Here is a 19,763-nt window from a genome sequence, read left to right as displayed (position 1 = left end):
ATGAGTAGAGCGTTAATTAAATTCATAAGATTATCTCCAACTAAAGCGAGATTGATTGCTAGAGAAGTTCAAGGTATGAATGCAGAGCTTGCATTAGCTAGTTTGAAATTTATGCCAAATAAAGGTGCTAAATTTATAGCAAATGCTATTTCAAGTGCTGTAGCAAATGGCGGATTTGAAGCAAATGAAGTTGTTGTTTCAAGTTGTCGTGTTGATGCTGGTGCGGTTTTAAAAAGATTTAGACCAAGAGCTAGAGGAAGTGCTAGTCGTATTAGAAAGCCAACTTCACACATTTTGGTAGAAGTTAGTAAAGTAGAAGCAAGTGCTGAAAAAACTACAAAAGCTAAAAAAGCATCAGTGAAAAAGGAAAGCTAATATGGGACAAAAAGTAAATCCGATTGGTTTAAGACTAGGAATTAATAGAAATTGGGAATCAAGATGGTTTCCTACAAAAGCTAATTTAGCAGAAAATATTGGTGAAGATTATAAAATCAGAACTTTTTTAAAAAGAAAACTTTATTATGCAGGAATTAGCCAAATTCTTGTAGAAAGAACAGCGAAAAAATTAAGAGTAACTGTTGTAGCTGCAAGACCAGGGATTATTATTGGTAAAAAAGGTAGTGATGTTGATATTTTAAGAAAAGAACTTCAAGATTTAATCAAAAAAGAAGTTAATATCAATATCAAAGAAGAAAGAAAAGCAGGTGCTTCAGCTCAGCTTGCAGCTGAAAGTGTTGCTACTCAACTTGAAAAAAGAATTGCTTTTAGAAGAGCAATGAAAAAAGTAATTCAAGGAGCGCAAAAAGCAGGTGCTAAAGGGATTAAAGTTTCAGTTTCAGGCCGTTTGGGTGGTGCTGAAATGGCAAGAACTGAATGGTACCTAGAAGGTCGTGTTCCACTTCACACTTTAAGAGCAAAAATCGATTACGGTTTTGCAGAAGCACATACTACTTATGGAAATATAGGTATTAAAGTATGGATCTTCAAAGGTGAAGTTTTACAAAAGGGTGTTCAACCTGAAAAAACCGAAGAAAACGCTCCAGTTAAAAAAACTAGAAGAGCAAGAAGAGGTAAATAATCATGTTAATGCCAAAAAGAACAAAATATCGTAAAATGATGAAAGGGCGTAACAGAGGTTATGCCAACAGAGGGACTGAATTTACTTTTGGTGATTTTGCCCTAAAAGCAACTGAAGCTGGCCGTATCAATTCACGTCAAATCGAAGCAGCTCGTATTGCTTTAACTCGTTTTGTAAAAAGACAAGGTAAAACTTGGATTAGAGTTTTCCCAGATAAACCTCTAACTAAAAAACCTTTGGAAACTCGTATGGGTAAAGGTAAAGGTGCAGTTGAGGAATGGGTAATGAACATTAAACCAGGTCGTATCATTTATGAAATGGCAGGGGTTAATGAAGAAATGGCAAGACAAGCTTTAACTTTAGCGATGCATAAATTGCCATTTAAAACTAAGTTTGTTACAAGAGAGAGCCAAAATGAAATATACTGAGATTAAAGATAAAACAGCAGGTGAGCTTGCAACAATGCTAAAAGAAAAAAAGGTGCTTTTATTTACTTTAAGACAAAAGCTAAAAACAATGCAGCTAACTAATCCTAAAGAGATTAGCGAAGTTAAAAAAGACATCGCTAGAATCAATACTGCAATTAGCGCTTTAAAATAAGGATAGAAAATGGCATTTAAAAGAGAAATTCAAGGCGTTGTTGTTCAAATTGCTGGAGATAAAACAGCAACAATTTTGGTTGAAAGAAAAGTGGTTCACCCAAAATACAGAAAAATCGTAAAACGCTTTAAAAAATATTTAATTCATGATGAAAGAAATGAACTTAAAGTGGGAAATACTGTAGTTGCTATTGAATGTAGACCACTTTCTAAGAGAAAATCATTTCGCTTAAAAACTATAGTATCAGCAGGAGTTGAGTAATGATTCAAAGTTTTACTAGGCTTGCAGTTGCTGATAATAGCGGTGCAAAAGAATTAATGTGTATTAAGGTTTTAGGTGGTAGCAAAAGAAGATACGCTACTGTTGGTGATGTAATCGTTGCATCTGTAAAAAAAGCTCTACCAAATGGTAAAGTTAAAAAAGGTCAAGTAGTAAAAGCAGTTATCGTTAGAACTAAAAAAGAAATTCATAGAGACAATGGTTCTTTAATTCGTTTTGATGAAAATGCAGCAGTTATTCTTGATGCTAAAAGAGAGCCTATCGGAACGCGTATTTTTGGACCAGTAGGTCGTGAAGTAAGATATGGTGGCTTTATGAAAATTGTTTCACTAGCACCGGAGGTGTTGTAATGAAATTAAAAATTAAAAAGAATGATATGGTAAAAGTTATCGCAGGCGATGACAAAGGCAAAACAGGTAAAGTTTTAGCAGTATTTCCTAAGACAAATAAAGTAATTGTTGAGGGTTGTAAAATCGCTAAAAAAGCTGTTAAGCCAAGTGATAAAAATCCAAATGGCGGTTTTATCAATAAAGAAATGCCAATGGATATTTCAAATGTAGCAAAGGCAGGAGAATAAGATGATGAGATTGAAAGAAAAATATACTCAAAATATCAAACCTGCTTTAGTTAAAGAATTTGATATTAAAAATCCTATGCTTGTTCCTTTTATTGAAAAAGTTGTAATCAGTGTAGGTGCTGGGGAATTGGCAAAAGATCAAAAAGTATTACAAAATGTTGCAGATACTATTTCATTGATCGCTGGGCAAAAAGCAGTTATCACAAAAGCTAAAAAATCAGTTGCTGGTTTTAAAGTAAGAGAAGGCTTCCCAGTAGGTGTAATGGTAACATTAAGAAAAGACAATATGTATGCTTTCTTAGATAAGCTTATTACTATAGCTCTTCCTCGTGTTAAAGACTTTAGAGGTCTTCCAAGAGATGGTTTTGATGGAAGAGGAAACTATAACTTTGGTTTAGATGAGCAGTTAATGTTCCCAGAAGTTGAATATGATAAAATCTTAAGAACTCATGGTATGAACATTTCTATCGTTACAACAGCAAAATCAGATAAAGAGGCACAAAAATTATTAGAATTATTTGGCGTGCCATTTGCAAAAGGAAAGTAATATGGCTAAAAAATCAATGATTGCAAAAGCTGCCCGCAAACCTAAATTTAGTGTTAGAGGGTATACTAGATGCCAAATTTGTGGAAGACCACATTCAGTTTATAGAGATTTTGGAATTTGTAGAGTTTGCTTAAGAAAAATGGCAAATGAAGGTTTAATTCCTGGTCTTAAAAAAGCAAGTTGGTAAGAGGAAAGAACCATGATAAATGATTTAATTTCAGATTCACTAACAAGAATTAGAAATGCAGGGATGAGAAGATTAGAGACTACTCAACTTTTGCATTCTAAAGTTATCGAAGCTTTACTTGGAATTTTCCAAGCTAAAGGCTATATTGAAAGCTTTAATGTTATTGAAGAGGATAAAAAGAAATTCATCAATGTAGTTTTAAAATATGATGAAAAAGGCAAAAGCGTAATTAATGAAGTTAAGCGTATTTCTAAACCTGGTCGTCGTGTTTATAAAGGCAAAGATGAGATCAAAAGATTTAAAAACGGTTATGGTACTATCGTAGTAAGCACTTCAAAAGGTGTTTTAGCTAACGACGAAGCTTATAAAGCAGGCGTTGGCGGCGAAGTTTTATGTACTATTTGGTAAGAGTTTCTACTTTTTATGGTATTCGGTATCCATTCTTATAAAGTAGTCATATCGTAGACAAGTAAAAAGGAAAAATGAATGTCTCGTATAGGTAAACAACCAGTTGCTATTCCAAGTGGAGTAGAAGTAAAATTAGAAGGTAACTTGCTAAAATTCAAAAAAGGAAATTTAGCAAAAGAGCTTGATACAAAAGCAAATGTTAATGTTGAGATTAAAGAAGCACAAATTCTTTTCTCTCCTAAAGGTGAAGATAGACAAAGTAGAGCTTATTGGGGAACTTATAGAGCTTTAGCTCAAAACATCATCATCGGTTTAACTGATGGTTTTAGCAAAACTTTAGAAATCAATGGTGTTGGTTATAAAGCTGCATTAAAAGGTAAAGTTCTTGAACTTGCTTTAGGTTTTTCTCATCCTATCAACTATGCTATTCCAGAAGGCATAGAAATTACCGTTGATAAAAATAATGTTATTATCAAAGGTAGTGATAAACAAGTGGTAGGTCAAGTTGCTGCTCAAATTCGTGAATTTAGACCACCTGAGCCTTACAAAGGAAAAGGTGTTAAATATTCAGATGAGCGTATTATCCGCAAAGCTGGTAAGACATCTAAGAAGTAAGGATAGAATATGAGAGCAAATGTATTAAAAAGAAAAATATCTTTAAGAATTAAAAGAAAAAAAAGAATTAGAGCAAAAATTTCAGGAACACAAGCTCTTCCAAGAGTTTCTGTTTTTAAATCAAACAGAACTTTATATATCCAAGCTATCGATGATGTTAAAGCAGTAACTTTAGCAGCAGTAGATGGAAGAAAAATTGGTGTTAAAGCAAATAAAGAAGGTGCTAAAAAAATAGCAGCTGAATTTGCAAAAGTTTTAAAAGCTAAAAACATAGAAGAAGCAGTGTTTGATAGAAATGGTTATTTATACCATGGTGTTATTGCAGCATTAGCTGAAGCACTAAGAGAAAACGGAATCAAACTATAACCCAAAAGGAAGATCGATGGAAAAATATAATAGAGAAGAATTTGAAGAAGTAATCGTCGATATCGGCAGGGTTACTAAGGTTGTTAAAGGTGGTAGAAGATTTAGATTTACTGCTTTAGTTATCGTTGGAAATAGAAAAGGTTTAGTTGGTGTGGGCTATGGAAAAGCTAAAGAAGTTCCAGATGCTATCAGAAAAGCAGTTGATGATGCTTTTAAAAACATTGTTGAAGTTAAAACAAAAGGTTCAACTATACCTCATGATGTAGAAGTAAAATACAACGCAAGTAGAATCTTACTTAAACCAGCAAGCGAAGGTACAGGGGTTATTGCAGGTGGTTCAACACGTCCTATCGTGGAACTTGCAGGTATTAAAGACATTTTAACTAAGTCTTTAGGTTCAAATAATTCAGCAAATGTTGTGCGTGCTACTATCAAAGCACTTACAATGCTTAAAGGATAATCAATGAATTTAACAAAAGCACCAGGTTCAACACATAAAACCAAAAGAATAGGCCGTGGTCAAGGTAGTGGTATGGGAAAAACTTCTACTAAAGGTGGAAAAGGCCAAACTGCTAGAAAAGGTTATAACGAAAAAAGAGGTTTTGAAGGGGGTCAACAACCACTTCAAAGACGCTTACCAAAAGTAGGCTTTACTTCTAAATTTGAAAAACCTTATGTGATTAATGTTGAAAAAATCACAGCAATCAAAGAGCTTAGCGAAATTACATTTGAAACAATCAATAGTATTCATAAGCTTTCAAAAAATGTAAATAAAATTAAGCTTATTGGAGCAAGTGCTAAAGATCTTGCTAGTAAAATTAAAGACGAGAAGATCACTTTTAGCGGACAAAAATAATGAATAAAGCATTGACAAATAAAATTCTCATAACATTAGCTTTTTTATTTGCTTATAGAATATTAGCTTATGTTCCAGTTCCGGGGGTTAATGTCAGTGTTATCAAGGAATTTTTTGATTCTAATGCATCTAATGCATTAGGCTTGTTTAATATGTTTAGTGGGGGTGCTGCTGAAAGACTTAGTATCATCTCTCTAGGCATTATGCCTTATATTACTGCTTCGATTATTATGGAGCTTTTAGCGGCAACTTTTCCTAACATAGGAAAGATGAAAAAAGAACGCGATGGTATGCAAAAATATATGCAAATTATCCGTTATGCTACTATAGCTATCACTTTGATACAAAGTATAGGCGTTTCTATAGGCTTGCAAAGTCTTCATGGGAAAGCAGGTCAGTCAGCTATTATGATTGATATGAATACTTTTATTGCACTTTCTGCTATTTCTATGCTTGCAGGTACCATGCTTTTAATGTGGATAGGTGAGCAAATCACTCAACGCGGTATAGGAAATGGTATTTCTTTGATCATCTTTGGCGGTATTGTTTCTACAATTCCAGGTGCAATTAGTGGAACAGTAAATTTGGTAAATACAGGTGAGATGAATTTCTTGACTATCATTGCTATTTTAGTTGTAATTTTACTTACTATTTGGGCTATTATAGTAGTAGAGCTTGGAGAAAGAAGAATTCCTATTTCTTACTCAAGAAAAGTAATCATGCAAAATCAAAACAAACGCATTATGAATTACATACCTATTAAAATAAATTTAAGTGGAGTAATTCCTCCTATTTTTGCAAGTGCGATTTTGATGTTTCCAAGCACTATTTTGCAAACAAGTACAAATGAGTATGTGTTAAAAATTTATGACTTTTTAAATCCAAATGGATTTTTCTTTCATTTTTTAACATTCTTACTTGTTATTTTCTTTGCGTATTTTTATGCATCAATTGTATTTAATGCAAAAGATATAGCTGAAAATCTTAAAAGACAAGGCGGTTTCATACCAGGTATTAGACCAGGTGAAGGAACTGCAAATTATCTTAATGAAGTAGCATCAAGACTTACCTTGTCAGGTTCTATTTATTTAGGGCTTGTAGCTACATTACCATGGCTTATTGTGAAGTTGTTTGGTGTGCCTTTTTATTTTGGTGGAACTTCTGTTTTGATCGTAGTTCAAGTAGCGCTTGATACAATGAGAAAAATCGAAGCTCAAATTTATATGAATAAATACCAAACCTTAAGTGCAGTAGGCTTATAAGAAAGTAGATTTTCTACTTTCTTCTCTTTTTAAGGATTTTGATGAGACTAGGCGTTTTTGATAGCGGTGTAGGTGGGCTTAGTGTTTTAAAATCTTTACTTCAAGCAAAACTTTTTAAAGAATATATTTACTATGGAGATACCGCAAGGGTACCTTATGGGGTTAAAGATAAAGAAACTATCATTAAATTTTCCCTAGAAGCTTTAGAGTTTTTCAAAGAAAAAAAAGTCGATATGCTTATTATTGCGTGTAATACAGTTAGCGCGCATGCTTTAGAAATTCTAAAAGCAAATGCACCATTTCCGGTTCTTGGAGTTATAGAAGCAGGGGTTTTAGCGGTTAAAAACTCTTTAGAAGATAAAAACTCTAATATATTAGTTATTGCAACACAAGCTACCGTGGATTCTCACGCTTATAAGCAAGCTTTAATCAAAGAAGGTTTTTTAAAAGTGGAAGAAAAAGCAACTGGGCTTTTTGTACCTATGGTTGAAGAAGGGATTTTTCAAGGAGATTTTTTAAAAGCTGCTTTTGAGTATTATTTTAATAAGCTTAAATTTTATCCTAATGCTCTAATCTTAGCATGCACGCATTTTCCTTTAATCGCCCATTCTTTGGAAGAGTATTTTGGCAAAAATACAAAACTTATTCATTCAGGCGAGGCTATAGCTTTGCAATTGCAACAAGAATTTAACTTAACATCAATCCAAGAAGAAGCTAACATTCAATTTTATGCTTCAAGCGATGTGGAAAAACTAAAAAAAATTGCAAATTTATGGCTTTAATTAATGAATATTTACTAAAGTATTTTTTATATTAATAATTTATTTTTATTTAAACATAGTTGCATTATAATTTTTATCATTTCTAATGAAAGGACTAACATGAAAAAAATGTTAATGTGCGCAGCTATGGCACTAAGTTTAGGAGCAGGAATTTTGGAAGCAAAACCAAAAGTTGCAATTTTAGCTACAGGTGGAACTATTGCAGGCTCGATTGATAGTTCGGTAGCTACAACAGGTTATACAGCTGGTGTTTTAGGGGTTGATGCTTTGATTAAAGCAGTGCCTCAAATTCAAGATTTAGCAGTAATTAGCGGGGATCAAATTGCAAATATTGATAGTAAAGATATGACAAATGAAATTTGGCTAAAACTTGCTAAAGAAGTCAATAGGCTTTTAAAATCTGATGTAGATGGAGTTGTGATTACTCATGGTACTGATACCATGGAAGAAACTGCATATTTCTTAAATTTAACCGTAAAAAGCGATAAACCTGTTGTTTTAGTTGGTGCAATGCGCCCATCAACTGCAATTAGTGCAGATGGTCCTAAAAATCTTTACAACGCTGTAGCGTTAGCAGCAGATCCACAAGCAAAAAATAAAGGCGTAATGGTGGCTATGAATGATAGAATTCAAAGCGCTAGAGGCGTTATGAAAACTCATAGTTTAAATGTAAATGCATTTAGTTCACCGGATATGGGTGATATGGGTTATATAGTAGATGGAAAAGCATTCTTCTACAATACTAATACAAAATTACACACTAAAAAATCTCCATTTGATGTTAGCAAGCTAAAAGAATTGCCAAAAGTAGATATTCTTTATAGTTATGCAAATGATGGTAGCGGTGTTGCAGCAAAAGCTTTGTTTGAAAATGGAACTAAAGGTATAGTTGTAGCTGGAACAGGTGCTGGCAGTATTCATGATTATCAAAAAGATGTATTAAAAGAATTGCTTAAAAAAGGTCTTAATGTAGCGGTAAGCTCACGCGTAGTAGCTGGTAGAGTTGCAGTAAGTGATACTGATGCAAAACTTGGTTTTATTGATACAGGTGATATGAGTCCTCAAAAAGCTAGAGTATTGTTAATGCTTGCTTTAACTAAAACAAGTGATCCTAAGAAAATTCAAGAATATTTCTTAAAATACTAAAATCTTTTAGCACCCAAATGCTACAATAACATTTGGGTGAGTTTTTCAATCAAAATCTTACTTAAATTAATCACAAGGATATTAAATGAGACAATATGAAAGCTATAAATGCCAAAAATGCGGCAATGAAGTAGAAGTGCAAAATGTAGGTGGTGGAAAGCTTAGTTGCTGTGGTCAAGAAATGGAGTGCATTACTAAAGATTTAACAGCCATAAATTTGATGAAAGCTTTCGCAGGTGAATCTATGGCAAGAAACAAATATGATTTATTTGCAGATATTGCTCAAGAAGAAGGTTGGCATGCTATTGCAAAGCATTTTAGAGAAGCTGCAGAAAATGAAAAATGGCATGCAAGAGCTGAGTTTAAAGCTTATCATGAATTAGTAGATGGTAAAGCTTTAGAAGAAACTGCTAAAAATTTAATCTGTGCAGCAGAGGGTGAAAATTACGAGCATACTACCATGTATCCAAATTTTGCACAAATTGCAGAAGATGAAGGCAAGAAAAACATAGCAAGATTATTTACTGCTATTGGTAAAGTAGAAATTGAGCATGAAAGAGAATATTTAGCACTTAAAAAAATGCTTGAAGAAGAAGATTTCTTTAATTCAGAGGTAGAAGAATTATGGGTTTGTGAAGTTTGTGGGCATATACACCGTGGTAAAAAAGCACCAAATGCCTGTCCTTTGTGTAAAGCTCCAAAAGAATACTTCAAACGAGAATTTTTAGGATAATTTTAAAAATCTTGATAAAAATGATAAAATATTTTATTTTTATCAAGGCCTAATATGCAAATTCTAACTCATCCTTTTGAACCTTTTTTTGATGAAAACTCAAAAGTTTTGATACTAGGTTCTTTTCCATCTATTAAATCAAGAGAAGAAAATTTTTATTATCAACATAGTAAAAATCGTTTTTGGCGTATTTTTGAAATATTATTTGAGTGTGAGTTAAAAACAGTGCAAGAGCAAAAGGCTTTTTTAAAAGCAAATCATATAGCACTTTGGGATGTTATAGCAAGTTGTAAGATAAAAAATTCAGATGATAAAACTATTTCTTATGCCAAAGCAAATGATATAAGTATTATTTTAGATAAGGCAAATATAGAAAAAATTTGTGTATTAGGTAAAGTTGCAAGTAAATATTTTGCTAAATTTTATCCTGAGCAAGAATTTTTTGAACTTCCTTCAAGCTCACCTGCCAATATAAATTATTCTTTAGAAAATTTAGTAGAAAAATATACTACTATAAAGGAAAAATAATGGCTTTAGTTGGAGTAGATGAGGCTGGGCGTGGAGCTTTAGCTGGAGATATGCACTTGGCAGCTTGCAAGCTTTTAAAAAATATTGATGGTTTAGCTGATTCTAAAAAATTAAGTGCAAAAAAAAGAGAAGAATTATATGAGCAAATTCTTTCTAATTCAAATTTTTTAATCCTTGCTTTTTCACCTTTGCAAATTGATATTTTAGGACTTAGTCAGTGTTTAAATTTGGGCTTAAAGATAATAAAAAAACATTTTAACCAAGATGAGATTTTATATGATGGAAATTTAAATTATGGTGTTTTGGGTATTAATACTATGATTAAAGCTGATATGAAAGTGCAAGAAGTTTCAGCCGCTAGTATATTAGCTAAGGTAAGTCGTGATCAAAAAATGTGTTATTTTTCTAAATTATATAATCATTATGATTTTGATAAACACAAAGGTTATGGTACAAAAGCTCATATAGAAAAGATTAAAGTATTTGGTTATTCACCTTTGCATCGCAAAAGCTTTATGTTAAAGTGTTTTGAGAAAAGCTTATTTGATTAGATTGTGTTTTGTAGTTTTAATAATGAAAAAATATAATTAAAAACTATTTTTTTAATAATAATCTATTAAAAATTATAATATTGGTCTAAAATACTCTATGTTTTAAGAAAAATTAATTTTTTTCTATTATAGTAATATAAAAAATATTTTAAGGGGTATTATGTCTTTACTTTTGAGTGAGCTAAAGATTGGAAATTTTTATGTAAAAAATCGCATCGTAATGCCTCCTATGGATATGTATGAAACACAAGTTTTAGATGGTAAGATTAATCAATTTCACTTGATACATTATGGAGCTAGAGCTTTGGGTGGTGTTGGGCTTATCATAGTTCAAGCTTGTGCGATTAATGAAAATGCAAAAATTGCTGATAATGATATAGGCCTTTGGGGAGATTTTCAAATTCGAGGACATAAGGAGCTTGTCGATCTTTGTCATCATTTTGGTGCTAAAGTTGCTATCCAACTAAATCATAGTGGTCGTAAAAATTCATGCAAACAAGCTATATCAAAAGCCCCAAGTAATATCGCTTTTAGTGAAAAATTTTCTAAACTTCATGTTTTAAGTAAAGATGAAATTTTACAAATAGAGCAAGAATTTATCCAAAGTGCTAAAAGAGCTAAAGAAGCAGGCTATGATGCGATAGAACTTCATAGTGCTCATGGGTATTTGCTTAGTTCATTTTTATCTCCTTTATCAAATCAAAGAGATGATGAATATGGTGGTAGTTTTGAAAATAGAGCGCGTCTTTTGTGTGATATCATTAAGCGTATAAAAAAAGAAGTTGATATTACTTTATTTGTAAGAATTTCAGCTACAGAGTGGCAAGAGGGTGGTTGGAATTTGGAAGATAGTAAAAAACTTGCCTTGATTTTAGAAAATTTAAGCGTTGATATGTTAGATATTTCAGCAGGTGGAAATATCAACAAACCTTCTTTAGTGCCAAATATAGCACCACTTTACCAAGCTCCTTATGCTAAGGCTTTAAAAGAAGTTGTTAAAATTCCTATATCTTGCGTGGGTCTTATAAATAGTGCTAGCGAAGGTGAGGCTTTGCTTTTGGGTGAGGTGTGTGATTTAGTTTGTTATGGTAGAAAATTATTAAGAAATCCAAATTTTGCAAATGAAGCCGCAGTTGCTTTAAATGAAAGGGAAAAAATCACGCCAAACTACTCAAGAGCATATTTGTAAAATAATACAAAAAGTTTTTAGGTAAAAGCTTTTTTTATTATTTTTTACAAGGAGAAAATGTGGATAATCTTAAGTGGAATTCTTTTGATACGCGTTGGATGCTTTCTCTTTTTGGGACTGCAGTTGGTGCGGGGATTTTATTTTTACCTATTAAAGCAGGTGTTGGTGGTTTTTGGCCAGTTGTTGTAATGGCTTTGATTATTTTTCCAATGGTGTATTTAAGCCATAGAGCCTTAAGTCGTTTTGTATGTCAAGCAAATGGTAATGATAAAGATATTACTCATGCGGCTGAAGAGTATTTTGGTAGAAAAGTAAGTATTTTTATTTCTGTGCTTTATTTCTTTGCAATTTTCCCAATTTGTTTAGCATATTGTGTAGGTATAACTAATACTTTTGAGAGTTTTATTTATAACCAATTCTTACCACTTTTAGATCCAAATGGTTCTTTCGCAAACGCAATTAGTGCTATGTATCAAACAAGTGTAAATGAGCAAGGAAAAACTATAGCTAATTTACTTCCTTTTTATAGGGCGCTTTTTGCTTTTGTTTTGGTAAGTATTTTTATGCTTATTATGCTTTTTAGTGAAGAATTAATTACCAAAGTATGTGAGTGGCTTGTATATCCTTTATGTGCTATTTTATTTTTATTTTCTTTATATCTTATCCCGCAATGGTCGTTTGAAAGTTTTAGTGCTATTCCTGGAACAAAAGAATTTATTACTATAGTATGGCTAACTTTACCGGTTTTAGTGTTTTCATTTAATCACTCACCAGCGATTTCTACTTTTTCTTTAAGTGTAAAAAGACAGTATCCTGAAAATTCAGTACAAAAAGCAAATCAAGTGTTATTTAGAACTTCTGTAATGTTACTTGCTTTTGTAATGTTTTTTGTGGTATCTTGTGTGCTTTCTTTAACTCCTGCAGAACTTGCTGAAGCTAGAGCACAAAACATACCTGTACTTTCTTATTTTGCTAATAAACTTGATAATCCATTTATTTCTTATGGTGGTCCACTAATCGCATTTTTAGCAATTTCTAGTTCATTCTTTGGGCATTATTTTGGTGCTAGGGAAGGTGCTTATGGTATAGTTAGAAAATGTTGCAAATTAGCAGGTAATGATAATCCGGATTTGAAAAAAATCGCAGTTTATTCAACTTTGGTAATGTATATTGTTATGTTAATTACTGCTTATGTAAATCCAAGTATTTTAGGTTTTATTGAAAGCTTAGGTGGTCCAATCATTGCCGCAATCTTGTTTTTAATGCCTATGATTGCAATTTACACTGTATCTAAAATGAAAAAATTCCAAAACAAAGCTTTAGATGCATTTGTGTTTATCACAGGTATTTTGACAATCATCACTGTAATTTATACTTTTTAAGGTGCTGATGAATGAGTAGTAATTTAAGTATATTTAAAGTTGGTGTCGGTCCTTCATCTTCTCATACTTTAGGACCAATGCTAGCAGGGAATATGTTTTGTGAAAAAATCAAAGATAAAATCACACAAATTACAAAAATTCAAATCAAACTTTATGGCTCTTTATCGCTTACTGGTAAAGGCCATTTAAGTGATAAAGCTATTATATGGGGGTTGAGTGGCTTAAGAGCAAAAGAATTAAATGTTGCTTTGCAAGATCGTGTGTTTAATAAAATTTTGCAAGATAAAATTTTGGTTTTAGATGCTCAAAAAGAATTAAATTTTGATTATGATAAAGATTTGATTTTTGAAAAAGACTTTTTACCTTTGCATGAAAATGGATTGAAAATAAGTGCTTATAATGAAAATGGAGAAATCATTGCTGAAGAAATTTATTATTCAGTAGGTGGTGGTTTTGTTATGAGTGAAGCTGAACTTCAAAAACACAAAGACGGAGCTTGTGAGCAAAAACATACTAAATTAGAACTTGATATTAATAACGCAAGCGATGCTTTAAGAATTTGCGAAGAAAATTCATGGGATCTAGCAAAACTCTCTTATGAATATGAGCTTCAATTTCACACTAAAGAAGAAATTAGAGCTTATTGTTTAGAAATTTGGGAAGTAATGCAAGAAGTTTATTATAATGGTATTCATCCAAGCTCAGATTTTCTTCCAGGGAATTTACATTTAAAACGCCGCGCCAAAGGACTTAATGAGCGTTTGGCTATGACAAGTGATCCTTTAGGAATTATTGATTTTATTTCTTTATATGCTATTGCTATTGCAGAGGAAAATGCAAGTGGAGCTAGAGTGGTAACTGCACCAACTAATGGCGCATGTGCTGTTGTGCCTGCTGTAATGCTTTATCTTAAAAATCATACTATTGGTTTTAACGATGAAAAAGCCATTAATTTTTTACTTACTGCTATGTTAATAGGCTCTTTTTATAAGAAAAATGCAAGTATAAGTGGTGCTGAAGCTGGCTGTCAAGCTGAAATTGGTAGTGCAAGTTCTATGGCAGCAGGAGCTATGGCTACTGTAATGGGTTTTGATGCAAAGATAGCTTGTAATGCTGCTGAAATTGCAATGGAGCATCATTTAGGTTTAACTTGTGATCCAGTAAGTGGTTTAGTGCAAATTCCTTGTATAGAAAGAAATGCCTTTGGAGCGATTAAAGCAATTTCAGCTGCTAGAATGGCAATGAGTAGAAAATCAACTCCAAAAGTAAGTCTTGATGAGGTTATAAAAACTATGTATGAAACCGGCAAAGACATGAACTCAAAATACAAAGAAACTTCTTTAGGTGGTCTAGCTACTAATCTTACAAGTGTATGTTAAAACCTTAAGTTTTAAAACTTAAGGTTTTTCCTTAAAGCTTTTAAAAGCGCATAAATGCTAAATTTTTAAAAATTTTAAGGAAAATATAAATGATAGAAATCAAAAAACCAGCAGAAATAGAAAAACTACGCAAGGCAAATGAACTTGTAGCTAGAACGCTTGACTATCTAGAGGGCATTATAGTTCCGGGTATGAGCTTAAAAGAAATTGACATTAAAGCAGAAGAATTTATACTTGATCATGGTGCAAAACCATCTTTTAAAGGCTTATATGGTTTTCCAGGCAGTATTTGTATCTCGCTTAATCAAGCTTGCATTCATGGTGTAGGGGATGAGCGTATTTTAAAAGAAGGCGATATTTTAGGGCTTGATGTGGGTACTTGCATAGATGGATATTATGGAGATGCAGCAAGGACTATACCTATAGGTCAAATTTCAGCCACTGATGAGGTTTTGATTGCTTGTGCTAAAGATGCTTTGTATTATGCTATAGATATTATCAAAGAAGGTATGCGTTTTAAAGAGCTTTCATATGAGCTTGGCGAGTTTATCGCTAAAAGAGGATTTGTACCTTTGAAAGGTTATTGTGGTCATGGTATAGGTAAAAAGCCACACGGTGAGCCTGAAATTCCAAATTATTTAGAACCAGGTGCTAGTGCAAAAAGTGGACCTAAAATCAAAAATGGCATGGTATTTTGCATAGAGCCTATGGTATGTCAAAAAGATGGCACACCAATACATTTAAAAGGTAATTGGGAAGCAGGAAGCAAAGATGGATTAAATGCTGCTCATTATGAGCATTGTGTTGCAATTATAAATGGCAAAGCAGATATTTTATCTAAGTAAGAAAGTTTAAACTTTCTTACTCAAATGTTTTTAGTTTTTCTGAAAGTTTAGAGGCATTTTCTAAAACATCTTGTGAAATTTGTGTTAGCTCGAGTGAATAGTTTTTAACACAATTTGCAAGTTCAGTCACTTTTTCTACATTTTGTTCTAACTCATTCATTTTAGCTTTTGACTCATCACTTTTTTCTTCCATAATTTTAGTAGAATGGATACTTGTTTTTAATTTTTCTATAGAAGCACCGACTTCACCTTGTAAGATATTAGCTTTGTTGGAAGTATCACTCATGGATTGATGAATTCCATCCATCAAGCTTTTGTTGTCATTGATTTGTTGTACTATAGTTCTTACAGTAGTTTCTATAGCGACTAAAGATTTTGTAGTTTTATCAGCTAAGTTTCTAACTTCATCAGCAACAACAGCAAAGCCTCTACCATGTTCTCCTGCACGAGCTGCTTCAATAGCTGCATTTAAAGCTAGCAAGTTAGTTTGATCGGCTATATCTTTAATAGCTGCTGTAACTTCTACAATACTATCAGCACTTTGTACTAGTATATCCATAGCACTTAAAACACTTTGTTCTTTTTCTCCACTTAGTAATATAAGCTCTACTAACTCTTTAAGTGTTTTTTCAACTTCTCCCATAACTTCTTGCATATCATGCATATCTTTTATAGTATTTTTAGCTAGATTTTGAGTTAAGTCTATATGACTTTCTAAAACAGAACTTATTTCATGGACATTAGAAATTTGCTCATGCTGTAAAAGTGAACTTTGCTGTAAAATTTCAGCATTTTGGGAAAGTTTTTGTGAGCTTTTGTGGCTTGAATTTGCAGTTTGTATGGCTTCTAAAACTGAATTTTGCACTATCTGTATGAAAGAATTAATATAGCCAGCACTTGTAGCTAATTCACTTTTTTTATCAATGTCTAATCTTGCACTTAAATTCGCATGTTCTCCCGCTAGATTTGCACTTAGTTTTTCAAGTAAAGATATAGGTATGATTACTTTTTTTAATGTTAAAAGTATGAAAAAAATCAATACAACTAAGGTAAATAGGAAAATTCCTATAGCTGTATAAAGATTATATTTATTTTGTAGATTGATATTTTTAGCAATTAAATTTTGGTGTGCTAGAATTTGTTTTTGCAGTTCTTGATCAAGAAAACTTTGAGAATTATCTTTTAATATTTTAATTTGACTTAATATCATCTTACAATGTGTATTAAAAAGCTCAAATAACTCTTGTGGTAATTGAGAATCTTTTGCGTTTAAATTTGTGACAAGATTTTGTAATCTATTTTGCGCTAAAGGTTCTAATATATCCATAGTTCCTATAATGCTTAAAATATTTCCTATATATTCTATTTGTTTAGCCTCTTGAGTAGTGAGTGTTAATTGATTTGTTTGTTTGATGATTTCTTGTTGAATTTCGTAAAGATAAAGCTTTGAATTTATAGCAATAGAATTGGCTGATTTAAAATGTTGTAGTTGTGTATTTTTTTTCTGAAAAATTGCTTCTAGCTTTTTAGTATCTATTTCATTGGCTTTTAAAATAGCTAAAGTATTTTCAAAATCTCTTACTAGTTTGACGCTAATGTCATAGTTTTGTAGATTTAGTTTATTTTTAAAAATTTCATCTATTTTAGTATCTAGAATTTCTAATTTTTGAAAAGAATCCATAATAAGTGAATTTCTTTTGGTGGTATTGTAAGTATTAAAAATAAATAAAGTCAAAGTTAAAAGCAATACCAAAACCACTATGGATAAAGTGATGAATTGTTTTAAAAAAGAGAAAGTTTTTTTATTTGAGTGGATCATGGTATTCTCCTGTTAAAGAATTTAAAAATGCAACTATATCATCAACTACATCTTGCTCTAAAAATTTACCAAGCTGATAATACGCCATAAATTGTACGCAAGCATCAAGTGTTGGCATAGAACCATCATGAAAATAAGGAGCAGTTTTGGCTATGTTTCTAAGACTTGGCACTTTTACTACAAATTGATCGTGAGGATCTTGAGTGATCTCATAGCGTCCTTTCCAATTTGTTCCATTATCATAAGGAACAAATACCCCCATTTTTTGATACATATTTCCACCTATATTTTGTCCTTGATGGCACGCTATACAACCATTTGATAAAAAGGCATTATAGCCTCTTTTTGCTTGTTCGCTTATAGCATTTTTATCTCCCTTTAAGTAGCGGTCAAATGGGGAATTTGGCGTAAGTAAGGTTTTTTGAAATTCAGCTAAAGCATCTGCTATATTATCAAAGGTAACTTCTCCGTAAAGTCTTTTAAATTCTTTTTCATAAATTGCGTTAGTTTTTACTATTTGCACCACTTCATCTGCATCTTTTAACCCCATTTCTTTAGGGTTTAACAAAGGATGTTTGGCTTGTTCTTGTAAATCTTTTGCATTGCCTCTCCAAAATTGTGCTAGGCTAAAAACGGCATTAAAATTTGTAGGAGTATGGAATGGCTCATCTATTATGCCATTAATACCTGTTGAAAAAGTTTTATTATCTACTCCAAAATTTGCAATATCATGACAACTATTGCAAGATACTTTTTTATCTTTTGATAAACTTGTATCCATATAGAGTTTTTTTCCTAAAATAGCTTTTTCTTTATTATAAGGAATGCCTTCTGGTATAGGTGTAATCATTTCAAATGCTAAAAGTGGTAACAAAGAAAGTATTAAAACAATAAAAATTTTCATAATCATTTTCCTTTAATTTTATAAATTTTTAATTAATAATTTTTTTTAATTATAACATTAAAATCTTAACCTCTTATAAGTAAATATGGTAGTTATCAGTGTTATCAGGGATAAGAACAAAATATAAATAAAAATTCCATACACGAAAGGATTTTCAGGTTTTATAGCCAAAGAATGTAATGCAAATACAAGTTGAGGAGTGAAGCCACCCGCTATTGCATAAGCTATATTATAAGAAAAAGAAATTCCACTAAAACGAATGCTTGGCTTAAAAATTTTACACATTAAAATAGGTGCTAAAGCATTAATACCACCAAAAAAACACGCTATAAAATAAAAATATATACTCAAATGCAAAATTTGAGCATAGAAAAAATAAAAATAAAAAAAGCACGATAAACTAAATCCTATGGTAAAAATTAAAGCGGTAGCTAAAAAACCAAATTTATCAACCCAAATTCCAGCAAGTAAAGTTCCACAAGATAAAATTACTATTGCAAACATTTGGATTAAAATCGCATCTGTTTTATCAAGAATCAAAACTTCTGATATAAAATTAGGCATAAGTAAAATAAGTATTATCACGCAGGCCGTGAGCATCCAAGTTAAAAGCATAGAAGCAATGATGTCTAAATAAATATTTTTTTCTTTAAAAAGTGTTTTTAAAGGAAATTTTTCTAAATCATTTTCTTGTCGCATTTTTTGAAAAACAGGTGTTTCTTCTAAAAATTTTCTAAGATATATAGAAATGATACCAAAAAATCCACCTATAGCAAATGGAATACGCCAAGCATATTCATAAATTGCTTCTTGATCAAAGTAATGATTAATCGCTAAGGCAACAATACAACCTAAAAGAATTCCAAAAGCCATAGAAGCATTAATAGCGCTAATATAAAAACTATCTCTTCCATCGGGTGCATGTTCTTTTACAAATACCCAAGCGCCAGGGAGTTCTCCGCCTATAGCTATACCTTGAGCTATTCTAACAAGTAGTAAAAAAATAGGAGCAAAATATCCTATAGTTTCAAAAGTAGGTATAAAAGCTAGAGAGAAAGTTGGAAGCACCATGAGTAATATACTAAGCATAAACATCTTTTTGCGACCCATTTTATCTCCAAAATGTGCCATAATTATACCACCGATTGGTCTAGCTAAATATCCTGCCGCGAAAGCTCCATAAGTGTTTAAAAGTTTCCAAAAATCACTTAAATCACTAGGAAAAAAATTTCTTGAAATATAATTAGCAAAAAATACAAAAATAACAAAATCATAAAATTCTAAAGCTCCACCCAAAGAAGATAAGGAAAGAGTTTTAAAATCACCTCTTTTTAAAGTTTTTGACATCTATAAATACTTTCTTTTTGTAGTAATTTTGTAATTATAGTAAAAATATTATAGTTTGTAAAAAAATATTAAAAATTTAAAAAGAAAAATTGTGATAAAATAATAGCTTTGTATTTTATAGAAAGGAGAGAAATATTGGCAAAAGATGATATTATCGAAATCGATGGTAATGTAATCGAAGCTTTACCTAATGCGACTTTTAAAGTCGAATTAGATAATAAACATGTGATACTTTGTCATATTGCAGGTAAAATGCGTATGCATTATATTAGAATTATGCCTGGCGATAGAGTTAAAGTAGAGCTAACGCCTTATAGTCTTGATAAGGGTCGTATTACATTTAGATACAAATAAGTCTAAGTTGTTTAAAAGCAAAAGTAAAG

General features: G+C 31.6%; 28 protein-coding genes and 1 pseudogene. 25 read left to right on the top strand and 4 right to left on the bottom strand.

All coding sequences use genetic code 11. The annotated features are described in order from the left end of the window. The 24 genes from rplV (at window position 1) to map (ending at window position 15,310) form a co-directional block, all read left to right on the top strand. A complete protein-coding gene (rplV, locus tag L8W69_RS03635; RefSeq protein ID WP_039617143.1) occupies window positions 1-375 on the top strand; it encodes a 50S ribosomal protein L22 in 375 nt (124 codons plus the stop codon). A 1-nt stretch (window position 376) separates the two neighbouring features. After that, the gene (rpsC, locus tag L8W69_RS03630) at window positions 377-1,078 is read left to right on the top strand and encodes a 30S ribosomal protein S3 (RefSeq protein WP_039640499.1); all 702 of its coding nucleotides are present in this window, start codon (window positions 377-379) and stop codon (window positions 1,076-1,078) included. 2 nt (window positions 1,079-1,080) lie between these two features. After that, window positions 1,081-1,506 (top strand): 50S ribosomal protein L16, encoded by a 426-nt coding sequence (rplP, locus tag L8W69_RS03625; protein WP_012660818.1) that lies wholly within the window; start codon window positions 1,081-1,083, stop codon window positions 1,504-1,506. Next, window positions 1,493-1,678, top strand: coding sequence for a 50S ribosomal protein L29 (rpmC, locus tag L8W69_RS03620; RefSeq protein WP_012660819.1), 186 nt, complete (start codon window positions 1,493-1,495; stop codon window positions 1,676-1,678). Before rplP ends, rpmC begins: the two co-directional genes overlap by 14 nt. Before the next feature lie 9 nt (window positions 1,679-1,687). Next, window positions 1,688-1,939, top strand: a complete 252-nt coding sequence (rpsQ, locus tag L8W69_RS03615) for a 30S ribosomal protein S17 (protein WP_039617148.1) — start codon at window positions 1,688-1,690, stop codon at window positions 1,937-1,939. Next, on the top strand, window positions 1,939-2,307 hold the full coding sequence (rplN, locus tag L8W69_RS03610) for a 50S ribosomal protein L14 (protein ID WP_012660821.1): 369 nt from the start codon (window positions 1,939-1,941) through the stop codon (window positions 2,305-2,307). The genes rpsQ and rplN overlap by 1 nt, the downstream gene beginning before the upstream one ends. Then, window positions 2,307-2,534, top strand: coding sequence for a 50S ribosomal protein L24 (gene rplX, locus L8W69_RS03605; protein WP_012660822.1), 228 nt, complete (start codon window positions 2,307-2,309; stop codon window positions 2,532-2,534). The genes rplN and rplX overlap by 1 nt, the downstream gene beginning before the upstream one ends. Before the next feature lies 1 nt (window position 2,535). Next, window positions 2,536-3,081 carry a 50S ribosomal protein L5 gene (gene rplE / locus L8W69_RS03600; RefSeq protein WP_133319134.1) on the top strand — a complete coding sequence of 182 codons (546 nt, stop codon included), beginning with the start codon at window positions 2,536-2,538 and terminating at the stop codon, window positions 3,079-3,081. Window position 3,082: 1 nt separating this feature from the next. Beyond that, window positions 3,083-3,268 (top strand): type Z 30S ribosomal protein S14, encoded by a 186-nt coding sequence (locus L8W69_RS03595; protein WP_012660824.1) that lies wholly within the window; start codon window positions 3,083-3,085, stop codon window positions 3,266-3,268. 12 nt (window positions 3,269-3,280) lie between these two features. Next, a complete protein-coding gene (rpsH, locus tag L8W69_RS03590) occupies window positions 3,281-3,676 on the top strand; it encodes a 30S ribosomal protein S8 (RefSeq protein ID WP_039617152.1) in 396 nt (131 codons plus the stop codon). A 78-nt stretch (window positions 3,677-3,754) separates the two neighbouring features. Continuing rightward, the gene (gene rplF, locus L8W69_RS03585; protein ID WP_220567001.1) at window positions 3,755-4,291 is read left to right on the top strand and encodes a 50S ribosomal protein L6; all 537 of its coding nucleotides are present in this window, start codon (window positions 3,755-3,757) and stop codon (window positions 4,289-4,291) included. 9 nt (window positions 4,292-4,300) lie between these two features. After that, window positions 4,301-4,657 (top strand): 50S ribosomal protein L18, encoded by a 357-nt coding sequence (gene rplR / locus L8W69_RS03580; protein WP_039617157.1) that lies wholly within the window; start codon window positions 4,301-4,303, stop codon window positions 4,655-4,657. Between the two features lie 16 nt (window positions 4,658-4,673). After that, on the top strand, window positions 4,674-5,117 hold the full coding sequence (gene rpsE, locus L8W69_RS03575; protein ID WP_039617161.1) for a 30S ribosomal protein S5: 444 nt from the start codon (window positions 4,674-4,676) through the stop codon (window positions 5,115-5,117). A gap of 3 nt (window positions 5,118-5,120) precedes the next feature. Continuing rightward, window positions 5,121-5,513: a 50S ribosomal protein L15 gene (gene rplO / locus L8W69_RS03570; protein ID WP_263664500.1), complete on the top strand. Its 393-nt coding sequence runs from the start codon at window positions 5,121-5,123 to the stop codon at window positions 5,511-5,513. Continuing rightward, window positions 5,513-6,775, top strand: coding sequence for a preprotein translocase subunit SecY (secY, locus tag L8W69_RS03565; protein WP_133319135.1), 1,263 nt, complete (start codon window positions 5,513-5,515; stop codon window positions 6,773-6,775). Before rplO ends, secY begins: the two co-directional genes overlap by 1 nt. A gap of 41 nt (window positions 6,776-6,816) precedes the next feature. Further along, entirely contained in the window at window positions 6,817-7,557 is a 741-nt protein-coding gene (gene murI, locus L8W69_RS03560; protein WP_258107768.1) for a glutamate racemase, read from the top strand. A 114-nt stretch (window positions 7,558-7,671) separates the two neighbouring features. Beyond that, window positions 7,672-8,703, top strand: coding sequence for a type II asparaginase (locus L8W69_RS03555; RefSeq protein WP_263664537.1), 1,032 nt, complete (start codon window positions 7,672-7,674; stop codon window positions 8,701-8,703). Window positions 8,704-8,788: 85 nt separating this feature from the next. Continuing rightward, a complete protein-coding gene (locus L8W69_RS03550) occupies window positions 8,789-9,436 on the top strand; it encodes a ferritin family protein (protein ID WP_220567003.1) in 648 nt (215 codons plus the stop codon). A 54-nt stretch (window positions 9,437-9,490) separates the two neighbouring features. Beyond that, entirely contained in the window at window positions 9,491-9,964 is a 474-nt protein-coding gene (locus L8W69_RS03545) for a DNA-deoxyinosine glycosylase (RefSeq protein WP_263664498.1), read from the top strand. Beyond that, complete coding sequence (locus L8W69_RS03540; RefSeq protein WP_263662692.1) at window positions 9,964-10,515, top strand: ribonuclease HII; 552 nt, start codon at window positions 9,964-9,966, stop codon at window positions 10,513-10,515. The genes L8W69_RS03545 and L8W69_RS03540 overlap by 1 nt, the downstream gene beginning before the upstream one ends. Window positions 10,516-10,675: 160 nt before the next feature. Next, a complete protein-coding gene (locus L8W69_RS03535; RefSeq protein WP_263666452.1) occupies window positions 10,676-11,704 on the top strand; it encodes an NADH:flavin oxidoreductase/NADH oxidase in 1,029 nt (342 codons plus the stop codon). 98 nt (window positions 11,705-11,802) lie between these two features. Continuing rightward, entirely contained in the window at window positions 11,803-13,086 is a 1,284-nt protein-coding gene (locus L8W69_RS03530; protein WP_133319191.1) for an aromatic amino acid transport family protein, read from the top strand. An 11-nt stretch (window positions 13,087-13,097) separates the two neighbouring features. Then, on the top strand, window positions 13,098-14,465 hold the full coding sequence (locus L8W69_RS03525) for an L-serine ammonia-lyase (protein ID WP_263664497.1): 1,368 nt from the start codon (window positions 13,098-13,100) through the stop codon (window positions 14,463-14,465). An 89-nt stretch (window positions 14,466-14,554) separates the two neighbouring features. Continuing rightward, window positions 14,555-15,310, top strand: a complete 756-nt coding sequence (gene map / locus L8W69_RS03520; RefSeq protein ID WP_263666451.1) for a type I methionyl aminopeptidase — start codon at window positions 14,555-14,557, stop codon at window positions 15,308-15,310. Between the two features lie 16 nt (window positions 15,311-15,326). On the opposite strand, the gene L8W69_RS09365 is transcribed toward map, so the two are convergent. The 4 genes and pseudogenes from L8W69_RS09365 to L8W69_RS03505 all read right to left on the bottom strand — a co-directional run bounded on the left by L8W69_RS09365 (window position 15,327) and on the right by L8W69_RS03505 (window position 19,380). Continuing rightward, window positions 15,327-15,953, bottom strand: coding sequence for a methyl-accepting chemotaxis protein (locus L8W69_RS09365; protein WP_263665375.1), 627 nt, complete (start codon window positions 15,951-15,953; stop codon window positions 15,327-15,329). A 501-nt stretch (window positions 15,954-16,454) separates the two neighbouring features. After that, window positions 16,455-17,129: pseudogene (locus L8W69_RS09360) on the bottom strand (DAHL domain-containing protein); the annotation flags it as partial. After that, the gene (locus L8W69_RS03510; RefSeq protein ID WP_263659248.1) at window positions 17,113-18,036 is read right to left on the bottom strand and encodes a cytochrome-c peroxidase; all 924 of its coding nucleotides are present in this window, start codon (window positions 18,034-18,036) and stop codon (window positions 17,113-17,115) included. The gene L8W69_RS03510 and the pseudogene L8W69_RS09360, both read right to left, overlap by 17 nt. Window positions 18,037-18,090: 54 nt before the next feature. Further along, window positions 18,091-19,380, bottom strand: coding sequence for an MFS transporter (locus L8W69_RS03505; RefSeq protein WP_133319144.1), 1,290 nt, complete (start codon window positions 19,378-19,380; stop codon window positions 18,091-18,093). 135 nt (window positions 19,381-19,515) lie between these two features. On the opposite strand from L8W69_RS03505, the gene infA reads away from it, so the two are divergent. Then, a complete protein-coding gene (gene infA, locus L8W69_RS03500) occupies window positions 19,516-19,734 on the top strand; it encodes a translation initiation factor IF-1 (protein WP_012660842.1) in 219 nt (72 codons plus the stop codon). Window positions 19,735-19,763 lie beyond the last annotated feature (29 nt).

The sequence above is a fragment of the Campylobacter sp. CNRCH_2016_3089 genome (assembly GCF_025772505.1).
In the GTDB taxonomy this organism is placed as follows: domain Bacteria; phylum Campylobacterota; class Campylobacteria; order Campylobacterales; family Campylobacteraceae; genus Campylobacter_D; species Campylobacter_D lari_D.
Note: the sequence above shows the minus strand (reverse complement) of the source record. Positions and strands in the feature narration are given on the sequence as shown.

Excerpts from the sequence above, each read along its gene's own strand:
- rpsE (WP_039617161.1), top strand. The coding sequence starts at position 4,674 with ATGGAAAAATATAATAGAGAAGAATTTGAAGAAGTAATCGTCGATATC.
- murI (WP_258107768.1), top strand. The coding sequence starts at position 6,817 with ATGAGACTAGGCGTTTTTGATAGCGGTGTAGGTGGGCTTAGTGTTTTA.
- rplP (WP_012660818.1), top strand. The coding sequence starts at position 1,081 with ATGTTAATGCCAAAAAGAACAAAATATCGTAAAATGATGAAAGGGCGT.
- map (WP_263666451.1), top strand. The coding sequence starts at position 14,555 with ATGATAGAAATCAAAAAACCAGCAGAAATAGAAAAACTACGCAAGGCA.
- secY (WP_133319135.1), top strand. The coding sequence starts at position 5,513 with ATGAATAAAGCATTGACAAATAAAATTCTCATAACATTAGCTTTTTTA.
- rpsC (WP_039640499.1), top strand. The coding sequence starts at position 377 with ATGGGACAAAAAGTAAATCCGATTGGTTTAAGACTAGGAATTAATAGA.
- L8W69_RS03540 (WP_263662692.1), top strand. The coding sequence starts at position 9,964 with ATGGCTTTAGTTGGAGTAGATGAGGCTGGGCGTGGAGCTTTAGCTGGA.
- rplX (WP_012660822.1), top strand. The coding sequence starts at position 2,307 with ATGAAATTAAAAATTAAAAAGAATGATATGGTAAAAGTTATCGCAGGC.
- L8W69_RS03555 (WP_263664537.1), top strand. The coding sequence starts at position 7,672 with ATGTGCGCAGCTATGGCACTAAGTTTAGGAGCAGGAATTTTGGAAGCA.
- rpsH (WP_039617152.1), top strand. The coding sequence starts at position 3,281 with ATGATAAATGATTTAATTTCAGATTCACTAACAAGAATTAGAAATGCA.
- L8W69_RS03530 (WP_133319191.1), top strand. The coding sequence starts at position 11,803 with ATGCTTTCTCTTTTTGGGACTGCAGTTGGTGCGGGGATTTTATTTTTA.
- L8W69_RS03525 (WP_263664497.1), top strand. The coding sequence starts at position 13,098 with ATGAGTAGTAATTTAAGTATATTTAAAGTTGGTGTCGGTCCTTCATCT.
- rplN (WP_012660821.1), top strand. The coding sequence starts at position 1,939 with ATGATTCAAAGTTTTACTAGGCTTGCAGTTGCTGATAATAGCGGTGCA.
- rplF (WP_220567001.1), top strand. The coding sequence starts at position 3,755 with ATGTCTCGTATAGGTAAACAACCAGTTGCTATTCCAAGTGGAGTAGAA.
- rplR (WP_039617157.1), top strand. The coding sequence starts at position 4,301 with ATGAGAGCAAATGTATTAAAAAGAAAAATATCTTTAAGAATTAAAAGA.
- rplV (WP_039617143.1), top strand. The coding sequence starts at position 1 with ATGAGTAGAGCGTTAATTAAATTCATAAGATTATCTCCAACTAAAGCG.
- L8W69_RS03550 (WP_220567003.1), top strand. The coding sequence starts at position 8,789 with ATGAGACAATATGAAAGCTATAAATGCCAAAAATGCGGCAATGAAGTA.
- rpmC (WP_012660819.1), top strand. The coding sequence starts at position 1,493 with ATGAAATATACTGAGATTAAAGATAAAACAGCAGGTGAGCTTGCAACA.
- L8W69_RS03505 (WP_133319144.1), bottom strand. The coding sequence starts at position 19,380 with ATGTCAAAAACTTTAAAAAGAGGTGATTTTAAAACTCTTTCCTTATCT.
- L8W69_RS03535 (WP_263666452.1), top strand. The coding sequence starts at position 10,676 with ATGTCTTTACTTTTGAGTGAGCTAAAGATTGGAAATTTTTATGTAAAA.
- rplO (WP_263664500.1), top strand. The coding sequence starts at position 5,121 with ATGAATTTAACAAAAGCACCAGGTTCAACACATAAAACCAAAAGAATA.
- rplE (WP_133319134.1), top strand. The coding sequence starts at position 2,536 with ATGATGAGATTGAAAGAAAAATATACTCAAAATATCAAACCTGCTTTA.
- L8W69_RS03545 (WP_263664498.1), top strand. The coding sequence starts at position 9,491 with ATGCAAATTCTAACTCATCCTTTTGAACCTTTTTTTGATGAAAACTCA.
- L8W69_RS03595 (WP_012660824.1), top strand. The coding sequence starts at position 3,083 with ATGGCTAAAAAATCAATGATTGCAAAAGCTGCCCGCAAACCTAAATTT.
- L8W69_RS09365 (WP_263665375.1), bottom strand. The coding sequence starts at position 15,953 with ATGGGAGAAGTTGAAAAAACACTTAAAGAGTTAGTAGAGCTTATATTA.
- rpsQ (WP_039617148.1), top strand. The coding sequence starts at position 1,688 with ATGGCATTTAAAAGAGAAATTCAAGGCGTTGTTGTTCAAATTGCTGGA.